We start from the raw sequence: 20,669 nt of genomic DNA on the forward strand, positions 1-20,669 counted from the left end.
GAGCGCAGGGATGTTGGTGCGGCGCACGGGCTCAGGCCTGCTGCGGGAAGATGCCGGTGGTGGCGATGCAGTACTGCACCGTCAGCGTCGGCATGAGGTTGTCGTGCGGCTGGCTGCCACCGGCGAACGAAGTGCTCTGCGTGGACATCGCCACCATCGTGGCGCCGGTGACGTCGCTGGCATAGAACACACTGCCGTTGACCGCGCCCGGCAGCAGTCCGGAAGGTGCGGTGGCGGTCGCGGCGGCGGTCGTGGCCATGGCGGTGTGCGCGTGTGCTGGCATCTGCAGGTCGGTCAGTGTCACCGTCTCGGTGCCGGCCTTCTGAGCCAGGACGTAGTTGCTCAGGCCCGGCCCCTGGCCCTGGTGGATCGGCAGGCGGCCGCGCAGGTCCGGCACGCCGAAGGTGCTGGTGCCATCGCCGCCGTAAGCGGTGCCGAGCAGGACATACAACGGTTCGTAATCGGCGATTTGCAACAGCGAGCCATCGCATGCCTGCCAGCCCTGAGGCGTGCGACCGAAGCCGAACATGCGGATTTCGCCGATGAATGGGGTGCCCATGGTGCGTCCTTGTCGATGAGACGTGATGCGCGCGACTGCAGGCCGCGCGCCGGGATCCGGCCGAGCCTAGCTGCGCGAGGGAAAGATGCCCGACAGCGCGATGCAGAAATTGATCGTGGTGTACGGCTGCAGGTTCGGATGCGCCTGGCCGCCGCCGCTGTTGGCGACAGTGGACGGCGAGAGCGGTACCGTCGCGCCGGGGGCTGCATACAACGCATGCGCTGTTCCCGGACCGGGGCTGACGACGTTGTTGGCGAACAGGCGTCCGGTCGGCACGCGGTTGTCGCCGTTCCCGCTACTGCAGTCCATCAGATGGGTGTGGGCGGGCAGATTGGCCGCCACCAGCGACACCGTTTCCGCGCCCGCGGCCTGCCCCATCGGCGCCGCGGGTGGCTGCCAGCCTGGATCGGCGGAAGGCCCGTAGCCCATCGGCGCGCGTCCACGCATGTCGGGCAAGCCAAAAGTGGTCTTGCCATCGCCGCCAAAGCGCGTGCCGAGCAGACTAAACAACGCCTGGTTCTGATTGATGGGCAGCAACTGCCCGTTGCATTGCGCAAAATACTTAGGCGCAAAAGAAAAGCCAGTCATCATGATCTGGCCGATGAAAAACTCGCTCATGCGGATATCCCTTCCCCGAGTGATGACGCCGCAACGACGAGCTTCGTCGACGACGCGCGCCGTATTAAGTGACCAGAGTCGGTCGACATGCAAGTGCCTATTGCATGAATAGGGGGGTTAGAAACACTTAATGCTTTACGCGGTCGCGGATTTACTGTTTCAATGCGCGCGCAACGCGTGGGCAAGATCTGGTTCGGATCTGATATTCCGCGTCGCCCGAGGCGCCAGGACCGGCGCCGGCGCCCATGGGGTGGCGCGTTTCTGGGGATGGGGACATGGCTACGAATTGCACCGCTCCGGGTGGAGTGCGCCTGGTGTTGCGTTGGTTGTTGGCGCTGGTGCTGGTTGCGGCGCCTCACGTCGCGCTCGCCGCCTATTGCCCGACGCCGCAAACCGCGACGATCAACTCCGGCGCCTCGGTGACGTTCGACGTCAGCAGCTGCGACGGGCCGAGCAACTTTGGAATACAGGTCGGCTCGCAGCCCGCGCACGGTAGCCTCTTCGCGCCAGGTCAAAACGCTGACAGCAGCGAGTACGTGACATATACCAACAACGGGGACGGAGTGAATTCGGACTCCTTCTACCTGGAAGATGAAGACAACAACCGGATCGTCTTCAATATCACCATCAATCCGGTGCGCACCGCCGGCATCGCGGTCTCGCCGTCCAGCGCCAACGAGGACAGCGGCACCACGTTCCTCTATACGGTGACCCTGAGCCAGGCCAGCAGCACACCGACCACGGTGAATCTGACGCGAGCCGGCACCGCCACGACCGGCACCGACTACACCGGCGCGGTCGGCATCGTCACGGTGCCGGCCAACGCCATCTCCGCCAGCTTCCAGATCACGCCGGTCGCCGACAACACGGTGGAGTCGGACGAGACGGTGATCTTCCAGGTGGCCAACGGTAGCGGCTACACGATCGGCAACCCGTCCAGCGCCACCGCCACCATCGTCAACGACGACTACCCGTCGGCCACCATTGCGGTGTCGCCGGGCAGTGTCACCGAGAACGGCAGCGCCAACCTCGTCTACACCGTCTCCCTGAGCCAGCCGGCGCCCTCTGCGCTCTCGATCGGCTTCAACGTCGGCGGTACCGCCACCGCCGGCACGGACTACGCCACGGTCAACGCGCCGCTGGTCATCCCGGCCGGCCAGACCACCGGCACCATCACCATCGATCCCACCCCCGACACCACCGTGGAACCGGACGAGACGGTGGCGATCAGCCTCAACGCGGGCCTCGGCTACACGGTAGGCTCGCCGTCCAGCGCCACCGGCACCATCCTCAACGACGACCAGCCGGCGCTGTCGATCAACGACGTCTCGCAGAACGAAGGCAGCGCCGGCATCACCAATTTCACCTTCACCGTCTCGCTGAGCCAGCCGGCCGGGACCGGCGGGGTCAGCTTCGACATCGCCACCGCCAATGGCACCGCGACCGCGGGCAGCGACTACATCGCCGCCAGTGTGGCCGGGCTGACCATCCCGGCCGGCAGCAGCACCGCCACCTTCACCGTGCAGGTCAACGGCGACACGCTCAACGAACCCGACGAAACCTTCTTCGTCAACGCCACCAATGTCAGCGGCGCCACGGTCGCCGACGGGCAGGGCCGGGGCACGATCGTCAACGACGACGCGGTGCCTACGCTGTCGATCGGCGACGCCGGCGTCACCGAGGGCAACAGCGGGGTCACCACGGCGACCTTCACCGTCGGCCTCAGCGCGGCCAGCGGGCAGACCGTCACGGTCAACTATGCGACCGCCGACGGGACCGCCAACGCCGGCAGCGACTACGTCGCCCGCTCAGGCACGCTGACCTTCGCGCCCGGCACCACCGCACAGACGGTGTCGGTGACCATCAACGGCGATACCGCCGTCGAGCCGGACGAGACGTTCACCGTGGCCCTGTCCGGTGCCAGCAACGCCAGCATCGCCCGCGCCACCGGCATCGGCACGATTCTCAACGACGATGCGGTCGTCACGGTCGCGCCGGCCTCGCTGCCGGCCGCGACCGCTGGCAGCGGCTACAGCCAGACCCTGCTCGCCAGCGGGGGCGTCGCGCCGTACACCTTCTCGGTCAGCGGCGGTGCGCTGCCGCCCGGATTGAGCCTGAGCAGCGCCGGCGTGCTGTCCGGCACGCCCACGGCCAGCGGCAGTTTCAACTTCACCGTGTCCGCCTTCGACAGCGGGACGCCCACCGCCGGCAGTCGTGGCTACACGCTGACCGTGGCGTCGCCGTCGTTGACGCTGCCGGCGACGACCCTGCCCAACGGCACCGCCGGCCAGGCCTACGGCGCGGCGATCAACCCGGCCAGCGGCGGCATCGCGCCTTACGCCTATACGGTCAGCGCCGGCGCATTGCCGGCGGGCCTCACCGTCAACAGCGCGAGCGGTGCGCTGAGCGGAACGCCGACCGTGGCCGGCAACTTCAGCTTCACCCTGACCGCGACCGACAGCACCTCCGGGACCCCTGGACAGGTCACGCGCAGCTATACGCTGGCAATCGTCACGCCGACCTTGACGGTCGTTCCGCCCACCCTGCCGCCCGGGACCGCGGGCAGCGCCTACAGCCAGACCCTGAGCGCCAGTGGCGGCACCGCGCCCTACAGCTATGCGCTCAGCTCCGGTGCCTTGCCTGCGGGCCTGACCTTGAGCAGCGCGGGGACCTTGGCCGGCACGCCGACCGTGGCGGGCAGCTTCACCTTCGTCGTCGGCGTCACCGATGCCGGCGGCTTCGGCGGCGCGCAGGCCTACACCCTGTCCATCGCCGCGCCGACCCTGGCCATCACCCCGCCGACGCTGCCGGCGGCAGCCATCGGCGCCAGCTACAGCCAGACGCTGAGCACCGGCGGCGGCACTGCGCCGTACACCTACACGCTCAGCGCTGGCGCACTGCCGGCCGGTTTGGGCCTGAGCGCGGGCGGTGTGTTGTCCGGGACACCGACCGCCGCCGGCAGCTTCGCCTTCACCGTGAGCGTGACCGACGCCGGCGGCTTCGGCGCGGCGCAGGCGTTCACCCTGACGGTCGCGTCGCCGACCCTGACCCTGGCGCCGCCGACGCTGCCGTCCGGCACCGCGGGCAGCGCTTACAGCCAGGCCCTGAGCACCAGCGGCGGCGCCGCACCCTACAGCTACAGCATCACCAGCGGCAGCCTGCCGACGGGGTTGAGCCTGAGTGCCGGCGGTGTGCTCTCCGGCACGCCGACCGTGGCCGGGAGCTTCGTGTTCACCGTCCAGGTCACCGACAGCACTGCCGGCGTCGCCGCCCAGACCAGCCGCAGCTACACGCTGACCCTGGCCGCGCCGACGTTGGTCATCGCGCCGCCGACGCTGCCGGCGGCCGCGATCGGTGCCAGCTACCGTCAGGCGCTGAGCACCAGTGGGGGTGCCGCGCCGTACACCTACACGCTCGGCGGCGGCAGCTTGCCGAGCGGTATCAGCCTGAGCGCCGCGGGCGTGCTGTCCGGGACGCCTGCGGCGGCCGGCAGCTTCGCCTTCACCGTGAGCGTGACCGACGCGGGCGGTTTCTCCGCGGCGCAGGCGTTCACCCTGGACGTCGCGTCACCGACGCTGGTCCTCACACCGCCGACGCTGCCGGCCGGCACCGCCGGCACCGCCTACAGCCAGGCGCTCAGCACCAGCGGCGGCACCGCCCCTTACAGCTACAGCCTCGCCAGTGGCGCCCTGCCCGCCGGGCTGAGCCTGAGTCCGGCGGGCACGCTGTCCGGTACACCGACACAGGCGGGCAGCTTCGTCTTCAGCGTGACTGTCGCCGACAGCACCGCCGGTGTGGCTGGCCAGGCCAGCCGCAGCTATACGCTGAGCATCGCCGCGCCGACCCTGACCATCGGTCAGCCGACGCTGCCGCCCGGCACTGCGGGTACCGCCTACCGCCAGGTCCTGAGCGTCAGCGGCGGCGCCGCGCCGTACGCCTACAGCGTGGCCACCGGCGCATTGCCCGCCGGACTGAGCCTGACCACGGCGGGCGTGCTCTCGGGAACGCCGAGTGCGGCGGGCAGTTTCGCTTTCAGCATCCAGGTGAGCGACGCCAACGGGTTCTCGGCCTCGCAGGCCTACACCCTCGCCATCGCCTCGGCGGTGCCGCCGCCGGTGGCGGTGAACGACAGCGGCGCCACGCTGGTGGACACGCCGCTGACGCTGGAGGTGACCCGCAACGACAGCGGCAGTATCGACAGCATCGCCGTGGCCAGCGCGCCCGGTCACGGCACGGCGACGGTCGACGGCGTGCGCCTGGTGTACACGCCGGCGCCCGGCTATGTGGGCACCGACAGCGTGCGCTACACCGCGATTGGCGCGGGCGGCAGCTCAGCGCCGGCGACCGTCACCCTCACCGTGAACGCCCGTCCGGTCGCGGCGTCGGCGACGGTGCCCGCGGTGATGGGGCAGACCCAGACCGTGGAGCTCACCCGCAACGCCACGGGCGGGCCTTTCGTGGCGGCCGCGGTGGTGGCGGTGCTGCCGGCCAATGCCGGTACCGCGACGATCGCCCGCACGGCCACGGCCGCCACGGGGGTGCCCACCGCGGCGGCGGAAGGCCCGGGCTTCGTGCTGACCTTCGTACCGAGCCCGACCTTCTCCGGGCAGGCCACGGTGCGTTTCACCCTGTCCAATGCCTATGCGACCTCGGATGCAGCGGACATCGTGTTCGCAATCGCGCCGCGTCCGGATCCGACCCAGGATGCGCAGGTGCGCGGCCTGATCGATGCGCAGGCCGAGTCGACCCGGCGCTTCGCCAAGGCGCAGATCGACAACTTCCAGCGCCGGCTGGAGGCGACCCATCGCGGCGCGCGTGGCTTCGACAATGGGGTGAGCTTCCAGGCCACTTCGCGTTGCCGCCAGAACGACCGCAGCCTGGAAGCGCGACCCTGCGAACCGGGCGCACACGATCCGCACGACGGGGTCGCGGGCGACAGCATGGAGGCCGCATCGTCGCCGTCCGATGCCGGCGCGGGCGCGGGCAATTTGGGCTTGTGGGTGGGCGGCGCGATCCGCTCCGGCAGCCTGGACAAGCAGGCCCAGCGCGCCGGTGTGGACTTCCAGTCCGACGGGTTGAGTCTGGGCGCCGACTATCTGGTCTCGTCCTCGCTGGCCGTCGGTGCCGGCGTGGGCTGGGGTCGCGACGACAGCGACGTCGGCCACGAGGGCAGCCGCAGCAAGGCCACCGCCTACACGATGGCCTTGTACGCCAGCTATCACCCCGGGCAGACCCTGTTCTTCGACGCCCTGGTCGGCTACCAGCTGCTGTCCTACGACCTGCGCCGCTACGTGACCGACAACGGTGCGCTGGCCGAAGGCGACCGCGACGGCAAGCAGTGGATCGCCTCGCTGTCCTCCGGCGCCGACCTGCAGCGCGGCGACTGGCAGATCACCCCGTACGCGCGGGTGGATGTGGCGCGCGCCACGCTCGACGGCTACACCGAGTCGGCCATGGCACCGTTCGCGCTGCGCTACGCCGACATGGACGTGTCCACCACCACGGGCAACCTCGGCCTGCGTCTGGAGTGGCGTCGGCAGATGTCCTGGGGCCGTTTGACGCCGCAGTTCCGGCTGGAATACCAGCACGACTTCCAGGGCCGGGGCGATGCCACACTGGGGTATGCCGACACCGTCGGCGGCCCGTTGTACCGCACGGGGCAGAGCGTGTTCGACCGCAACCGGCTGATGCTGGGCGTGGGCGCGGCGTTCACCAGCGAACAGGGTCTGTCCACCCGCGTCGAGTACCGCGGTGTCACCGACGGCGACAGCGGGAACGATCAGACCTGGATGTTCAATATCGAGAAGAAGTACTGACGGCGCGCCGGCGCACTGGCCGGCGCCCCTTCTCCCAAAAGAACGCGGTTGGCATGACATGACAGGCGCTGGCGACGCGCGGGACCACGGGGCGATCGATGCGTTGATCGCCGCGTTCTATGGCGCGTTCGACAATCGTGACGGGCGGGCGATTCCGGTCGAGGCCCTGCGTGACCTGTTCCTGCCCGGGGCCATCGTCACGCGGGCAGCCGGCAGCGGGCCGGACACGATGACGCTCGACCGCTTCATCGCGCCCCGGGCGCGGATGCTGTCCGACGGCACGCTCACCGACTTCCACGAATGGGAGACGCGCGCGCGGACACAGGTGCTGCGCGACATCGCCTGCCGCCATTCGACCTACGAGAAGCGCGGCCGCTACCAGGGTGCCCGCTACGGCGGCGGCGGTGCCAAACTGTTCCAGTGCGTGCGCACCCTTGGCGGCTGGCGGATCGCCTCCATCGCCTGGGAAGACGACCCGTGATGCGTGCGGAAGCCTCTTTCTATAGGAATGTCGGCCGCCGCCCTATGTCCGCAGGCCGGCTGATCCGGACGGATGCGTGAATGGACAAGCTCGACCTGAAGCGGCAGTTTCGCGACCTTTTCAATCCGCCGAAGCAGGACTTCGCCGAGATCGCGGTGCCGACCCTGACCTACGTGAAGATCGATGGATCGGGCGACCCCAATACCGCGGCCGAGTACAGGACGGCGGTCGAATGGCTCTACGGCGTCAGCTATGCCATGAAGTTCGCGGCGAAGAACGGCCTGGGCCGCGACTATGTGGTGCCGCCGCTGGAAGCGCTCTGGTGGTCGGACGACCCCGGTGCCTTTGTCCGCCGCGAAAAGGATCGCTGGCAATGGACGGTCATGATCATGGTGCCGGACTTCGTCACCCGCCCCCTGTTCGAGGATGCGGTCGCCAAGACCCTCGCCAAGCGGAACGATCCGCCGTCCTCGCTGCGCTTCGAGCCCTACGCCGAGGGGCGGTCGCTGCAGATCCTGCACATCGGTCGCTACGATGACGAAGGCCCGGTGCTCGAGCGGCTGCACGACACGGTGATGCCCGGACGCGGCGTCACCTTCAACGGTCCTCATCATGAGATCTATCTCAGCGATCCACGCAAGACCGCGCCGGCCAGGCTCAGGACCATCCTGAGGCAGCCGGTTCGTGCGATCTCCGCCGAGACCCAGCGCTGAGACGCGCCGGGGATTTCTCTTGCGTCGACGACGGATCGTCGAGCTGCTCGCTCGGCCGTTGAGCGCCAAGGTTCGCGCTGGCATCCCTGCATGTTCCTGGCCGCCGCGAGCGGGGAAGGACCGCCGCCGCCAGCGACTGCGCGCTTCGACGCGATCTCAACCCCGGCGACCTGTCTGCGGCACAATCCCGCACGATGCCCGCGCCGCCGCCCGCCGACTTCCGGCTCTATCCCTCCAATGCCCTGGACCTGCTGGCGCAGCTGCTGGCGGCCGAGCTGCGCACGCCCGTGCCCGGCCAGTCGATCCTCACGCCCGAGGTGATCCTGATCCCGCAGGTGGCGATGCGACGCTGGCTGCAGGCCACGCTGGCGGCCGAACATGGCGTGGCGGCCAACCTGGAGTTCCTCACCCCGGGCGAATTCGTCGCCCGCGCGCTGGCGGCCAATCCCGCGCCCGGGCAGGCCGCGGATGCGGCCCGCGACGAACTCGACGCGGCCACGCTGCACTGGCGCCTGTATGCGGCGCTGACCGACCCGACGCTGCTGACCAATCCGGCGCTGGCGCAGCTGGCCGGCTATCTGCGCGGCGACGACGCGCTCAAGCCGTGGGCGCTGGCCGGCGAACTGGCCGGCGTGTTCGAGAAGTACCAGGCCTGGCGCCGCGACTGGCTGCTGCGCTGGGAAGCCGGCGCCGATCCGCGCGATCCGCAGGCGCTGCTGTGGCGCCACGTCGCCGCCGGCACCACGCACCGCGCGCGGCGCATCCAGGAGTACCTGGACCGGTTCGAAACCGGCGCGCTGCCGCAGGGCCTGCCGCGGCGCGTGTTCGCCTTTGCCACGCTCAATGTCTCGCCCGACGTGCTGCGCGTGCTGGCCACGCAGGCGCGCGTGGGCACGCTGCACTTCTACTTGCCCACGCCCGCGCAGGGCTACTGGGGCGATCTGCAGGCGCTGGGTCCGCGCGCGCGCGCGGCGGCTTCGGCCGATGCGGACCTGTTCGAGGGCACCGCCGGCGACAACCGCCTGCTGCAGGCCTGGGGCGCGGCCGGGCGCGACTTCATGGCGATGCTGGGCAGCTACGAGGTGGTGCACCCGAGCGCGGAGATCGAGGTCTACGCCGACCCGCTCGACACCGGCCAGCGCACCCTGGCCGAGGGTGGCCTGGGCGATACCTTGCTGCGCCGGCTGCAGCACGACCTGCTGCGCCGCGCCGCGCCGCCCGAGCCCGCACCGCTCACCAAGCTGGACCCGACCGACCCCAGCCTGCAGGTGCACGCCTGCCACACCCGCCTGCGCGAGCTGCAGGTGCTGCACGACCAGCTGCGCGGCCTGCTGGAAGACAAGCGCTTCGACCCGCCGCTGCAGCCGCGCCAGATCGCGGTGCTGGCGCCGGACATCGATCCCTATCTGCCATATCTGGAAGCCGTGTTCGGCGGCGACACGGCCGGCGCGCGCATTCCCTACGCGCTGGCCGACACCAGCCCGCTGGCCGGCGAGCCGCTGGCCGAGGTGTTCGTGCGCCTGCTGGACCTGCCGGTCTCGCGCTTCGGCCTGCACGAGATCCTGGACCTGCTCGCCAGCCCGCCGCTGGCCGACGCGGCCGGGCTGGACGCGGCCGCCTTCGAACGCCTGCACGGCTGGCTGGCCGCCGCCGGCGCGCGCTGGGGCGTGGACGCGGCGCACCGCGCGCGCCACGGCGCGCCGGCCGACGACGCCTACACCTGGGCCTTCGCGCTGGACCGGCTGCTGCTGGGCCACGCCAGCGGCAGCAGCGACGAGATCGCCGGCGTCGCGCCCTATCCGGCGCTGGAGGGCGGCGCGCTGGATGCGCTCGATGCGCTGCTGCGCCTGCTGCGGGTGCTGGCCCGCACCCAGCGCAGCCTGGACGAGGCGCTCTCGCCCACCCAGTGGCGCGAGCGCCTGCTCGCCCTGCTCGACGCCCTGCTGCCGCAGCCGCCGTCCGCGGCGAACACCCAGCGCGCGCTGGACCGCCTGCGCACGCTGATCGACGCCTTCGCCCAGGACGCCGCGCGCGCCGGCTTCGCCGCCGCCGTGCCGGCCGAGGTGGTGCGCGCGCATTTCGCCGCGGTGCTGGGCCAGGCCGACACGCGCGCGCCGCTGCTGACCGGCGGCGTCAGCATCGGGCGCATGGTGCCGATGCGGCTGCTGCCGTTCCGCGTGATCTGCCTGTTGGGGATGAACGATGGCGAGTTCCCGCGCCGCGACCCGGCCGCCGGCCTCAACCGCCTCACCGCCGAACTGGGCAGCGAGCGTCGCCGTCACGGCGACCGCTCCACGCGCGAGGACGACCGCTTCCTGTTCCTGCAGCTGTTCGCCGCCGCGCAGGACGTGTTCTACGTCAGCTACCTGGGCGCCGATGCGCGCGATGGCAGCGTGCGCGAGCCCTCGGCGCTGGTCAGCGAGCTGATCGCCGAGGCCGCGCGCTACCACGCCGATCCGGTCGCGGCGGCCAAGGGGCTGACGGTGCGCCACGCGCTGCAGCCGTTCGCGCCGACCGCGTTCGGCGCGAACGGCGATCCGCGGCGCTTCAGCTATCGCACCCAGTGGCAGCCGGCCTCGGCCCGCATCGGCGGCGCGCGCACCGCGCTTGCGCCCTGGTACCAGGCGGGGCTGCCCGCGTCGGGCGGCGAGCCGGACAGCGTGCTGCCGCTCGAAGCGCTGCGCCGCTTCCTCACCGCGCCGGCCGAGCAGTTCCTGCGCCAGCGCCTGGGCCTGCGCCTGGCCGAGGACCACGACGTCGGCCAGGACGTCGAGCCGCTGCTCGCGCCCGCCGCCGGGCTGGAGAAGGCGCTGTTGCAGCAGCAGGTGTTCGACGCGCTGCTCGAAGGCAGGGAGGAGGGCCTGTACGAGACGCTGCGCGCGCGCGCGCTGCTGCCGTCCGGGCCGCTGGGGCGCCAGCAGCTGACGGCACTGGTCGCACGGCTGCAGCCGTATGCCGAGGCCTTCATCGCCTGGCGCGGTGCGGCGCCGCGCGGCAGCGTGCGCGTGGAGGTCGAGCTCGATGCGCTGCGCCTGCAAGGCCGCCTCGAGGGCGTCTACGAACACGGCCTGGCCCATGTGCGACTGGGCGCGATGAACGGACCGGCCGCGATCCGCCAGGGGCTGGACTGGCTGCTCGCCAGTGCGGCCGGGCTGGCGCTGCCGCTGGTGCGCTTCTTCGATCCGGGCAATCGCGACCTGCCCGGCGTAGGGCCGTTCGTGCGGGCACCGCTCGCCCCGGACCAGGCCCGCGCCGCCCTGCAGCGCCTGCTCGAGGTACGCGCGCGTGGCCTGCAGGCGCCGCTGCCGTTCGGCCCGTACAGCGGCTGGGAGTACTTCAACGCCGAGGATGCCGACAAGGCGCTGAAGGCGGCCGCCGCCCGCTGGCGCGGCAGCGAGCGCTCCTGGGGCGAAGGCAACGGCGAGGCCTACCAGCTCGCCCTGCGCGGTCGCGACCCGTTCACCGATCCGGCCCTGCTGCGCGACTTTGCGCAGACCAGCTTCGACATCTTCGGCGCGGTCGAACACGGCACCCTGCACGCCGGCTTCGACGAAACGCACGCCTTCGCCGCAGAAGCGGAAAGCGAGGGCGAACCATGACGGGGCAGGGCGGCTCACGCGGGCACTGCCTGCAGCATGGGCGCGGCGGCCAAGGCGGCGTCAGTGGACGCGGCCTGCCCAATGGACGCTGGCCGCTGCACCTCGATGTGTTCGCGAGCCGCTCGGCAATGCAGCCGCCCTCCGCATGCGTCCGCCGCACAGCGCACCAAGCCCGCGCATGACCCCGCCCTCCGACCCCTTCCTCCATCTTCCCCTCACCGGCACGCGCCTGATCGAGGCCAGCGCCGGCACCGGCAAGACCTTCACCCTGGCCACGCTGGTCACGCGGCTGGTGGTCGAGCGGCGCCTGCGCATCGGCCAGATCCTGGCGGTGACCTTCACCGACGCCGCCACGCAGGAACTGCGCAAGCGCATCCGCGAGCGCCTGGCCCTGGCCGCCTCCCTGGTCCCCGACCCGGTGGGGGCCGCCATGGCGGCGAGTGGCTCCACCGACCAACCCGCCGACTCGTCCGATCCCCAACCGGGGCAGGGCGGCGCAGACGCAGTAACCGGGGAAAGCCCCTCGCCGCCATGGCGGCTCCCACACGGGCAACAGGACGCAGCACCAAACGCAGCCGAAGCGCCCGATATCGCCCTCAGCCGCGCCATCATCGCCGCGCACCTGCAGACCGGCGCCGAGACGCCCGCGCAGCTGCGCCGCCGCCTGCGCCAGGCCGCCGACGAGATCGACCTGGCCGCCATCTTCACCATCCACGGCTTCTGCGCGCGCGTGCTGCGTGAGCATGCGCTGGAAAGCGACCAGACCTTCGCCGCGCCCGAGCTGCTGGCCAACGACCGCGCGCTGCGCGACGAGTTGGCCGCCGACCTGTGGCGCACCACCGCCGCCGACGCGACGCAGGCGCCGCTGCTGATGACGCTGTGGCCCGCCGGCCCCGAGGCCCTGGCGCGCGATCTGGACGCCTTGATCCGCCAGCCCGTGCTGCTGCCGCCGCTGCCCGCGCAGGCCGACGACCCCGCGCGCAGCGCAGCCGAACTGCACCGCGCCTCGCAGGCGCTGGCCGACGCCTTCGCCACCCATGGCGATGCCTTGCGCGCCGCGCTGCTGGAGGCCGTCGAAACCAAGATCCTCAACGGCCAGAGCTACAAGGCCGCCTGGATCCACGAGCTCTGGGACGACCTGGCCCAGCGCTGCGCGCGCGGCGACTGGGCCACCCCGCCGCACCCCAAGCTGGCGCTGCTGGCGCCCGAGGCGCTGGAGACCAAAACGAACAAGGGCAAGGCCGCATCCACGCCGACCTCGCCGCTGTGCGCGCTGATCCCGCCGTACCTGGCCGCGCTCGCCGAGCTCGCCGATGCGCAGGAACGCGCCAGCGTGCGCCTGCTCCACACCCTGCGCGACACCGCCCGCACGCGCCTGGCCCAGCGCAAGCGCCAGCTGCGCGTGCAGACCTACGACGACCTGATCGACGGCGTGGCCGACGCATTGGCCGGGCCGCACGGCGCCGCGCTCGCCCAGCGCCTGCGCGCGCAGTATGCGGTGGCGCTGGTGGACGAATTCCAGGACACCGACGCGCGCCAATGGGCGATCTTCGACACGGTGTTCGGCGAAGGCGCGGGCGAGGGCGCGGACGGCCGCTTCCTCGCCCTGATCGGCGACCCCAAGCAGGCCATCTATGGCTTCCGCGGCGGCGATGTGCAGACCTATCTGCGCGCCGCGGCCACGGCGCAGGCCGCGCCGCCGCTGGCGCGCAACTTCCGCTCGCGCCCGGCCGTGCTGCGCGCCATCCAGGCGCTGTACGCGCAGGCCGGCGCGCAGGCCTTCCTCGACGAGAACATCGCCTTCCACCCGGTGCTGCCCGGCACCCAGCGCCACGATGCCGACTACCGGCGCGCCGGTCGCGACGCGCCCGCGCTGACGCTGTGGCAGGCGCCGCCGCCGCCCAGCGACGAGGCCGGCAAGCAGAAGCCTTACAGCGCGCAGCGCTCGCGCGAGCTGGCCGCCCAGGCCTGCGTCGCGGCCATCCACGCGGTGCTGAGCGAGGCCCGCGCCGGCAGCGCCACGCTCAACGGCGCGCCCGTGCAGCCCGGCGACATCGCCGTGCTGGTGCGCACGCACCGCGAGGCCACCCGTATCCAGCAGGCGCTGGCCGCGGTGGGCATCCCGGCGGTGGCGGCAGGCAAGCAGAGCCTGTTCGCCACACCTGAGGCGCGCGACCTGCTGACCCTGCTGCTGGCGCTGCTGCACACCGCCGACGACGGCCGCCTGCGCGCGGCGCTGGCCACCGTGCTGCTGGGCGTGGACGCGGCCGGCATCGCCGCGCTGGAAGAGGACGGCGCCGCGCTCGGCGCCTGGCAGCAGCGCGCCGTGGCCTGGCGCGAACGCTGGCAGCGCGGCGGCCCGCTGGCCCTGGTCTCGGACCTGTGCGCCGACAACGCCGAGCGCCTGCTGGGCCTGTTCGATGGCGAACGCCGCCTCACCAACTACCTGCAGCTGGGCGAACTGCTGCAGCAGGCCAACGCGCGCGCGCTGGGCCTGGCCGGGCTGGTGGACTGGCTGGCCCAGCGCATCGCCCAGGCCGACCCGGACGACGAGACCCAGCTGCTGCGGCTGGAATCGGACGCGCGCCGCGTGCAGATCGTCACCCTGCACAAGTCCAAGGGCCTGGAATACCCGCTGGTGTTCCTGCCCTTCGCCGGCATCGGCGGCAAGCCGCCCGACCCGGGCCGTGCGTGCGTGGTGGCCGACGAAGACGGCACGCGTGCGCTGCACTGGAGACTGCAGGTCGAGACCTCCGGCTGGGCCACGGCCAGGCAGCGCTGGGTCGACGCCCAGCGCGCCGAGGACGCGCGCCTGCTCTATGTCGGCCTGACCCGCGCCGAGCACGCGCTGTGGATCGCCACCGGCGCCTTCTACGAGCACCGCAGGACCCCGCTGTGGCCGATGCTCGACGGCCTGCCCGAGCTTGCCGACATCGTCCGCGACGACGCCCAGCCCGCCGCGCTGCCGTGGCTGCCGCCGCCGCATGCCGGCGACACGCCGCCCGCCCGACAGGCCACGCGCCACCTCGCGCCGGACTGGTGGGTCTACAGCTTCACCCAGCTGGCCAACGCCGAAGGCGGCAGCGTCGACACCTCCACGCGCGCCACCGTGGCCACCGCCGGCGGCCGCGACGAACCCGAGGCCGACCCCGCGCCGGACGCGACCCAGCCGGCCGAGGCCTTCGATGCGCGCTTCTCCGGCAACCGTTTCGGCGTGGTGCTGCACGCGGCGCTGGAGGAGGCCGACTTCGGCGCCTGGCGCGACTGGCAGGCCGGCGACCCCGCGCCGGCCGACGAGCGCAGCACGATCGAGACCGCGCTCAAGGCCGGCGGCTACCCGCTCGACGCCCTCGACGACGGCGTGGCCGCGCTGACCGACCTGATCGGCCAGACGCTGACCGTCGCCCTGCCCGAAGGCCTGCGCCTGTGCGAGCTGCCGCCCGAGGCGCGCCGCGCCGAGATCGAATTCCAGTTCGCCCTGCAGCCCACCCAGGTGGACGCGCTGCTGCAGCTGCTGCACGCCCATGGCGTGATCCGCGAGCGCCACAGCTTCGGCCTGCGCCGCGTGCTGGAGGGCCTGATGACCGGCCTGATCGATCTCACCTACACCCACGCCGGGCGCTGGTACGTGCTGGACTACAAGTCCAACCGCCTGCCCCAGTACGACGCCGCGGCCATGGCCCAGGCGATGGCGCACAGCGAGTACGACCTGCAGGCGCTGATCTACACCCTGGCCCTGCACCGCTGGCTGCGCTTCCGCCTGGGCGCGGCCTACGACTACGCCCGCGACTTCGGCGGCCTGCGCTACCTGTTCTGCCGCGGCCTGGACGCCACCCGCGCCGATTCCCCCGGCGTCCACGCCCAGCGCTTCGCCCCGGAACTGATCCACGCCCTGGACGCCCTGTTTGCCGGCAACGCCACCGAGGCCGCGGCATGAGCGCTCACTCACACGCTTCGGTTCACCCGCACGCGCACCTCACTGCTCGCTATCCACGGCGCGCGCCATCTTCTGCCCCCTCTCCCCCGCTCGCGGGGGAGAGCTCGAAATCGCGGCTAGCGATTGAGGGGGTGAGGGGGCGCCTCCGAAGTCACAAACAGAACGCGCGCAACACCCACTCCGAAGAAGGAACGCTGCCGCTCCGCTGCGCTCAACAGAACACGCGCTTCCTTTCCACCCCCACCCGCGACCCCAAGCACGCTCGCAATCACGGTGCCGAAGCACCAAGCGAGCGCACACCATGAGCTCCACCCTCTCCCTCCTCACCGCCCTCCACACCCAAGGCCACCTGCGCACGCTCGACCACGCCTTCGCGCAGAGCCTGCGTCGCCTGCGCCCCGACACACCGGACGCCGTGCTGGCCGCCGCCGCCCTGGCCTCGCTGGCCGTGGCCAACGGCCACGCCGGCTTCGACCCCGCGCGCCCGCGCCTGCTGATCGACGCCGGCCCCGCCGCCAGCGCCGACCCGCCGCTGCCCTGGCCCGATCCAACCGACTGGATCGAACAGCTGCGCGCCTCGTCCTGGATCGCGCAGCCCGAGGATCCGCTCGCCACCTCGGCCACCGACGCACCGCTGGTGTTCGAACACACCGGCGAGGGCACCGGCCTGCTCTACCTGCGCCGCTACCGCGAGTACGAAGCGCGCCTGGCCGCCGGCCTGCGCCGCATCGCCGCGCAGCCACCGCTCACCGACGATCCCGGCCGCGTGCGCGAGGTGTTCGCCGCGCTGTTCCCGCACGCCGCCCAGGGCGAGGACCGCCAGGCCCGCGCCGCCGCGCTGGCCCTGCGCCGCGCCCTGCTGCTGGTCACCGGCGGCCCCGGCACCGGCAAGACCACCACCATCGCCCGCCTGCTGGTGCTGCGCATCGCCCTGGCCGCCGCCTCGGGCGCGCCGCCGCCGCGCATCGCCCTGGCCGCGCCCACCGGCCGCGCCGCCGAGCGCATGGCCGAAAGCCTGCGCCGCGCCGTGGCCGCGATGCTGACCGCCGGCATCGACCCGGGCCTGTGCGCCGCGCTGCCCGACACCGCCAGCACGCTGCACCGCCTGCTCGGCGTCATCCCCGACAGCCCCGCGTTCCGCCACACGCCCGACAACCCGCTGCCGCTGGACGTGCTGGTGGTGGACGAGGCCTCCATGGTCGACCTGCCGCTGATGTGCAAGCTGGTCGAAGCGGTGGCCGACGGCACCCAGCTCATCGCGCTGGGCGATGCCGACCAGCTGCCCTCGGTCGAGGCCGGCGACGTGCTGGCCGCCATCCTCGCCGCCGCCGGCCCGGGCGACGCCCTGCGCGAGGACGACGCGCGCGCGCTGCAGCCGCTGCTCGGCCCCGGCACGCCCATCGATGCCGACGCCACCTGCTTGCGCGGTCACCGCGTGCAGCTGCGTCGCGGCTACCGCCAGGACGCGGACTTCGACCTCGCCCCGCTGGCCGAAGCCGCGCGCAGCGGCGAGGCCGACGCCGCGCTGGCCCTGCTGCGCGGCGGCGGGCTGCAGGGCGTGCACTTCCACGAAGACGTGCTGGACCCGTTCGAGGTGCAGCGCGAGGCCCTGCTGGCGCACTGGCGCAGCCTGGCCGACGCCCCCGACCCGGCCACCGCCCTGGCCCGCGCCCAGCGCCTGCGCCTGCTCACCGCCGTGCGCGAAGGCCCGCAGGGCGCGCGCGGCCTCAACGCCCGCATTGAGGAACTGCTCTCCGGCCGACGCACCGGCCCCACGCCGGCCTGGTTTCACGGCCGCCTGCTGCTGATCACCCAGAACAGCTACCGCCACCGCCTGTTCAACGGCGACATCGGCATCTGTTTGCGCAGCGAAGCAAGTCCCTTTATGGGGCGCAGCGAAGCAAGTCCCTTTTCGGGACGAAGCGAAGCGAGTCCTTCCTCGAGGCGCAGCGAAGCAAGCGCTCCTGCGGCACAGGACGACAGCGCCACCCTGATGGCCTGGTTCCCCGGCGACGCGCCCGGGGAAGTGCGCGCCTTCCACCCCGCCACGCTGCCCGCCCACGACAGCGCCTTCGCCATGACCGTGCACAAGGCCCAGGGCAGCGAATTCGACGAAGTCTGGCTCCAGCTGCCCCGCAACGACAGCCGCGTCCTCTCGCGCGAATTGATCTACACCGCCATCACCCGCGCCCGCACCCGCCTGCACATCGCCGGCAGCGCCCAGGTCCTGCGCGACGCCCTGGCCCGCCACGCCGAGCGCATGTCGGGGCTGGCGTGGCGGTTGGGGGGTCAGGAGAATGCGATGGAACCCGCGCGCGACGAGGATGCGGCCACACCGATCCAAGGCGATTTGTTCTGACGCAGACAGGAGACGCAATGAACCAGGAAGATCAGGACGCGCCGCAGTCGGAGCTGATCCTCTACCGCACGGAGGACGCACAGACGCGCATCCAGGTTCGGCTGGAAGGCGAATCTGTTTGGCTAACGCAACGGCAGCTGGCAGAGCTTTTTAAGGTGTCTGTTCCGACCGTCAACGAGCATCTGGCGGGGATCTACGCCGAGGGCGAGCTCAATCCTGAACGAACTATTCGGAAATTCCGAATAGTTCAAATGGAGGGCGAGCGCCAAGTAAAGCGCGTGACCGATCACTACCATCTCGACGCCATCCTCGCCGTCGGCTATCGCGTCCGGTCCGCCCGGGGCACACAGTTCCGCCAGTGGGCCACCGAGCGCCTCTCCAGCTATCTGGTCAAAGGTTTCGCCTTGGACAGCGAGCGTCTCAAGCGCGGCCCGGACGACGGTTACTTCGAAGAGTTGCTGGAGAAGATTCGGGACATCCGCTCCTCGGAGAAGATGTTCTGGCGCAAGGTGCTGGATATCTACGCAACCAGCGTCGATTACGATGCGAGAGCCGAAGCCAGCCAGCGCTTCTTCGCCACCGTGCAGAACAAGATGCACTGGGCGGCGCACGGACACACCGCCGCGGAACTGATCCTGGCGCGTGCCGATGGCGACAAGCCACAGGCCGGCATGACCAACTGGGTCGGCAGCGCGCCGCGCGGCGCCGACGCGGTAGTGGCCAAGAGCTATCTGCAGGCCGATGAACTGGAAGCGCTCAACCGCATCGTGACGGCGTATCTGGAGTTCGCCGAGCTGCAGGCGCTCAACCGCAAACCAATGACCATGGCCGACTGGATCGCCAAGCTCGATGAATTTCTGCGTCTGAGCGATCGAGCGGTCCTGACGCACGCAGGCAGCGTCAGCAGTGAACAGGCGCTGGAACATGGCAAGGCGCAGTTCGCCAGGTTCAAGCGACACCAGCTGAACCAGCCTTCGCCCGTCGAGCGCGACTTCGACGCGGCGACACGGGATCTGAAACAGATCGAGCAAGCACGCAAGCAGCCTGTGCGTGGCACGAAGCCCGGCCCCGGTCGGAAGAAGCGTTAGCCAGCCGCTGCAGGCGCCGCCCATCGGGGTTGTTTACCGTCGCGCACCAAGTCGACGCATGCCAGCACTCGTCCTCGTGAAGGCGGGGGCCTCTTGGCCCTCAAAAGCCACTTACCGCGCGAATGCGCCGTGGTGGGGCTGCTCCATCGAGCGCGAATGGGCTTCTTGAGTGGGCGCCTGCACGGCCTGCTGGTTGGCGATTTCAAGCCTGTGCAGATGGTCGGCCAAGGGCTGCTTGATCGCTTCGCCCTTGTCGATGTGGACGCGCATGACGTCCTGATCGTTTCCCGGGTTCTTCCAGACCGCAAACAGGTTGCCGTTGGCCGGATTGGCGACTACCTCCTGGATCCCCGGCAGGCGGCCCTGCTTGGCTTCTACCGCGAGCGCACCCGCCATCCGTTCCTTGTCCTGCTGGTTCGTGTAGACGCCTGCCTCGGGACCAAGCCTGTCCAGTCCTGCCAGCGCCTGCCTGAAATACGGGTCGTTGCGCAGCTGGGCCTCGCGATCGGCATCCAGGGCGGGGTGCCCGGCACTGGAGACCCGGCCTGAATTGCCGAGCCCAGGCACGACCGGCTTGATCGACTCATCCAGCTGCCGTCCCGATGCGGGCGCCCAATGACCGGTGAATCCATCCTGCCTGGGTTCCGGCAGCTTTGCGTCCCGCAGCACGCTGTCTGCCAGCGTGTTGGAGTTTTGCTCCAGCGGGTCGTAAGGGTATCTGTCGTCCTTGCTCCTGGCGTTGGCGACCATCTGCTGCCAGGTCCTGGACAGGTCCGGACCGTGCGCGATGCCCTCCCGATACTGCTTCTGGCCCACCGCGTTGGGGTTGGCGGGATGGTCGGGATTTGTCCTGTCGTAGGGAAGGTCGGTTTCGACGTGCATCCTTCCATAGGGCAGGCCGGGCTGAGGATCCCCCGTCCATCCACTGATGGTGTGCTGTTGACCCTGCTTGTCCGTGTAGAGCAGGAACTTGTGGTGATAGTCCTTGCCCAGCTGCGCCCCGATGTTGCGGTACCCGACCTCGATCTTCTCGTCCATGAGGCGCTCCAGGATCCCTATTGGTTCTTGAGGTGCAGCGCTTCGATCCCGGACACCTTGCCATCCGTATCCAGATGGAAGGTGATCACGACAGAGCGCGCATCCGGGTCCAGCATGGCCTGACCATGGTTGTCGCGGACCACCAGTTTGTCCGCCGTGTCCTCGACCACCTTCGAGGTGGAGGAGCTTGCGAACGCATCAATGACGGTGGCCTTGTCGATGCCGACGGGGAAGTGCCTGCGCACGATGTCGCTGACATCCAACTGTTCGAACCGGACAGGTTTCCGGGACGCGTAGATCTCTTCCAGCATGGGACCAACTCCTGATGTCATGGAGGCTTCCTGTGTCGGCGCGCGGTGCGCCGTGCCCGTGTTGGTGCAGGATGCAAGCGGCAGGGCCGCGGCGGCAATCAAAGCCATCGATGCAGTCCAGCCGCAAGGCGTGAAGCGTGGCATGGCGAT

At 70.9% G+C, this 20,669-nt stretch carries 10 protein-coding genes and 1 pseudogene; 7 read left to right on the top strand and 4 right to left on the bottom strand.

Annotated elements, in window-relative coordinates; translation table 11 throughout:
• Nucleotides 1-31: 31 nt before the first annotated feature.
• A complete protein-coding gene (locus LAJ50_RS20130) occupies nt 32-559 on the bottom strand; it encodes a tail fiber protein (RefSeq protein ID WP_130551426.1) in 528 nt (175 codons plus the stop codon).
• Nucleotides 560-625: 66 nt separating this feature from the next.
• On the bottom strand, nt 626-1,177 hold the full coding sequence (locus tag LAJ50_RS20135) for a tail fiber protein (protein ID WP_130551425.1): 552 nt from the start codon (nt 1,175-1,177) through the stop codon (nt 626-628).
• A gap of 725 nt (nt 1,178-1,902) precedes the next feature.
• Between LAJ50_RS20135 and LAJ50_RS20140 the strand changes: the two are divergent.
• The 7 genes and pseudogenes from LAJ50_RS20140 to LAJ50_RS20170 form a co-directional block, all read left to right on the top strand.
• Nucleotides 1,903-6,993 (top strand): annotated as a pseudogene (locus LAJ50_RS20140) (putative Ig domain-containing protein); the annotation flags it as partial.
• Between the two features lie 58 nt (nt 6,994-7,051).
• A complete protein-coding gene (locus tag LAJ50_RS20145) occupies nt 7,052-7,474 on the top strand; it encodes a DUF4440 domain-containing protein (RefSeq protein WP_138652467.1) in 423 nt (140 codons plus the stop codon).
• 80 nt (nt 7,475-7,554) lie between these two features.
• On the top strand, nt 7,555-8,187 hold the full coding sequence (locus LAJ50_RS20150) for a GyrI-like domain-containing protein (RefSeq protein WP_138652469.1): 633 nt from the start codon (nt 7,555-7,557) through the stop codon (nt 8,185-8,187).
• Between the two features lie 194 nt (nt 8,188-8,381).
• A complete protein-coding gene (recC, locus tag LAJ50_RS20155; RefSeq protein ID WP_224096408.1) occupies nt 8,382-11,786 on the top strand; it encodes an exodeoxyribonuclease V subunit gamma in 3,405 nt (1,134 codons plus the stop codon).
• Nucleotides 11,787-11,964: 178 nt separating this feature from the next.
• Nucleotides 11,965-15,723 carry an exodeoxyribonuclease V subunit beta gene (locus tag LAJ50_RS20160; RefSeq protein WP_138655435.1) on the top strand — a complete coding sequence of 1,253 codons (3,759 nt, stop codon included), beginning with the start codon at nt 11,965-11,967 and terminating at the stop codon, nt 15,721-15,723.
• A 301-nt stretch (nt 15,724-16,024) separates the two neighbouring features.
• Complete coding sequence (gene recD / locus LAJ50_RS20165; RefSeq protein WP_224096409.1) at nt 16,025-18,082, top strand: exodeoxyribonuclease V subunit alpha; 2,058 nt, start codon at nt 16,025-16,027, stop codon at nt 18,080-18,082.
• Between the two features lie 17 nt (nt 18,083-18,099).
• Nucleotides 18,100-19,170, top strand: coding sequence for a virulence RhuM family protein (locus LAJ50_RS20170; RefSeq protein ID WP_138655174.1), 1,071 nt, complete (start codon nt 18,100-18,102; stop codon nt 19,168-19,170).
• A 111-nt stretch (nt 19,171-19,281) separates the two neighbouring features.
• Here the strand turns inward: LAJ50_RS20170 and LAJ50_RS20175 are convergent, their stop codons facing one another.
• Both LAJ50_RS20175 and LAJ50_RS20180 read right to left on the bottom strand, forming a co-directional pair.
• Nucleotides 19,282-20,208, bottom strand: coding sequence for an XVIPCD domain-containing protein (locus tag LAJ50_RS20175; RefSeq protein ID WP_138655172.1), 927 nt, complete (start codon nt 20,206-20,208; stop codon nt 19,282-19,284).
• A 17-nt stretch (nt 20,209-20,225) separates the two neighbouring features.
• Nucleotides 20,226-20,663: a DUF6393 family protein gene (locus tag LAJ50_RS20180; protein ID WP_224096410.1), complete on the bottom strand. Its 438-nt coding sequence runs from the start codon at nt 20,661-20,663 to the stop codon at nt 20,226-20,228.
• Nucleotides 20,664-20,669 lie beyond the last annotated feature (6 nt).

The organism is Pseudoxanthomonas sp. X-1 (assembly GCF_020042665.1).
In the GTDB taxonomy this organism is placed as follows: Bacteria; Pseudomonadota; Gammaproteobacteria; order Xanthomonadales; family Xanthomonadaceae; genus Pseudoxanthomonas_A; species Pseudoxanthomonas_A spadix_A.

Coding starts and splice junctions, on each gene's coding strand:
- recC (WP_224096408.1), top strand. CDS start 8,382: ATGCCCGCGCCGCCGCCCGCCGACTTCCGGCTCTATCCCTCCAATGCC.
- LAJ50_RS20170 (WP_138655174.1), top strand. CDS start 18,100: ATGAACCAGGAAGATCAGGACGCGCCGCAGTCGGAGCTGATCCTCTAC.
- LAJ50_RS20175 (WP_138655172.1), bottom strand. CDS start 20,208: ATGGACGAGAAGATCGAGGTCGGGTACCGCAACATCGGGGCGCAGCTG.
- LAJ50_RS20160 (WP_138655435.1), top strand. CDS start 11,965: ATGACCCCGCCCTCCGACCCCTTCCTCCATCTTCCCCTCACCGGCACG.
- LAJ50_RS20130 (WP_130551426.1), bottom strand. CDS start 559: ATGGGCACCCCATTCATCGGCGAAATCCGCATGTTCGGCTTCGGTCGC.
- LAJ50_RS20180 (WP_224096410.1), bottom strand. CDS start 20,663: ATGCCACGCTTCACGCCTTGCGGCTGGACTGCATCGATGGCTTTGATT.
- LAJ50_RS20135 (WP_130551425.1), bottom strand. CDS start 1,177: ATGAGCGAGTTTTTCATCGGCCAGATCATGATGACTGGCTTTTCTTTT.
- LAJ50_RS20145 (WP_138652467.1), top strand. CDS start 7,052: ATGACAGGCGCTGGCGACGCGCGGGACCACGGGGCGATCGATGCGTTG.
- LAJ50_RS20150 (WP_138652469.1), top strand. CDS start 7,555: ATGGACAAGCTCGACCTGAAGCGGCAGTTTCGCGACCTTTTCAATCCG.
- recD (WP_224096409.1), top strand. CDS start 16,025: ATGAGCTCCACCCTCTCCCTCCTCACCGCCCTCCACACCCAAGGCCAC.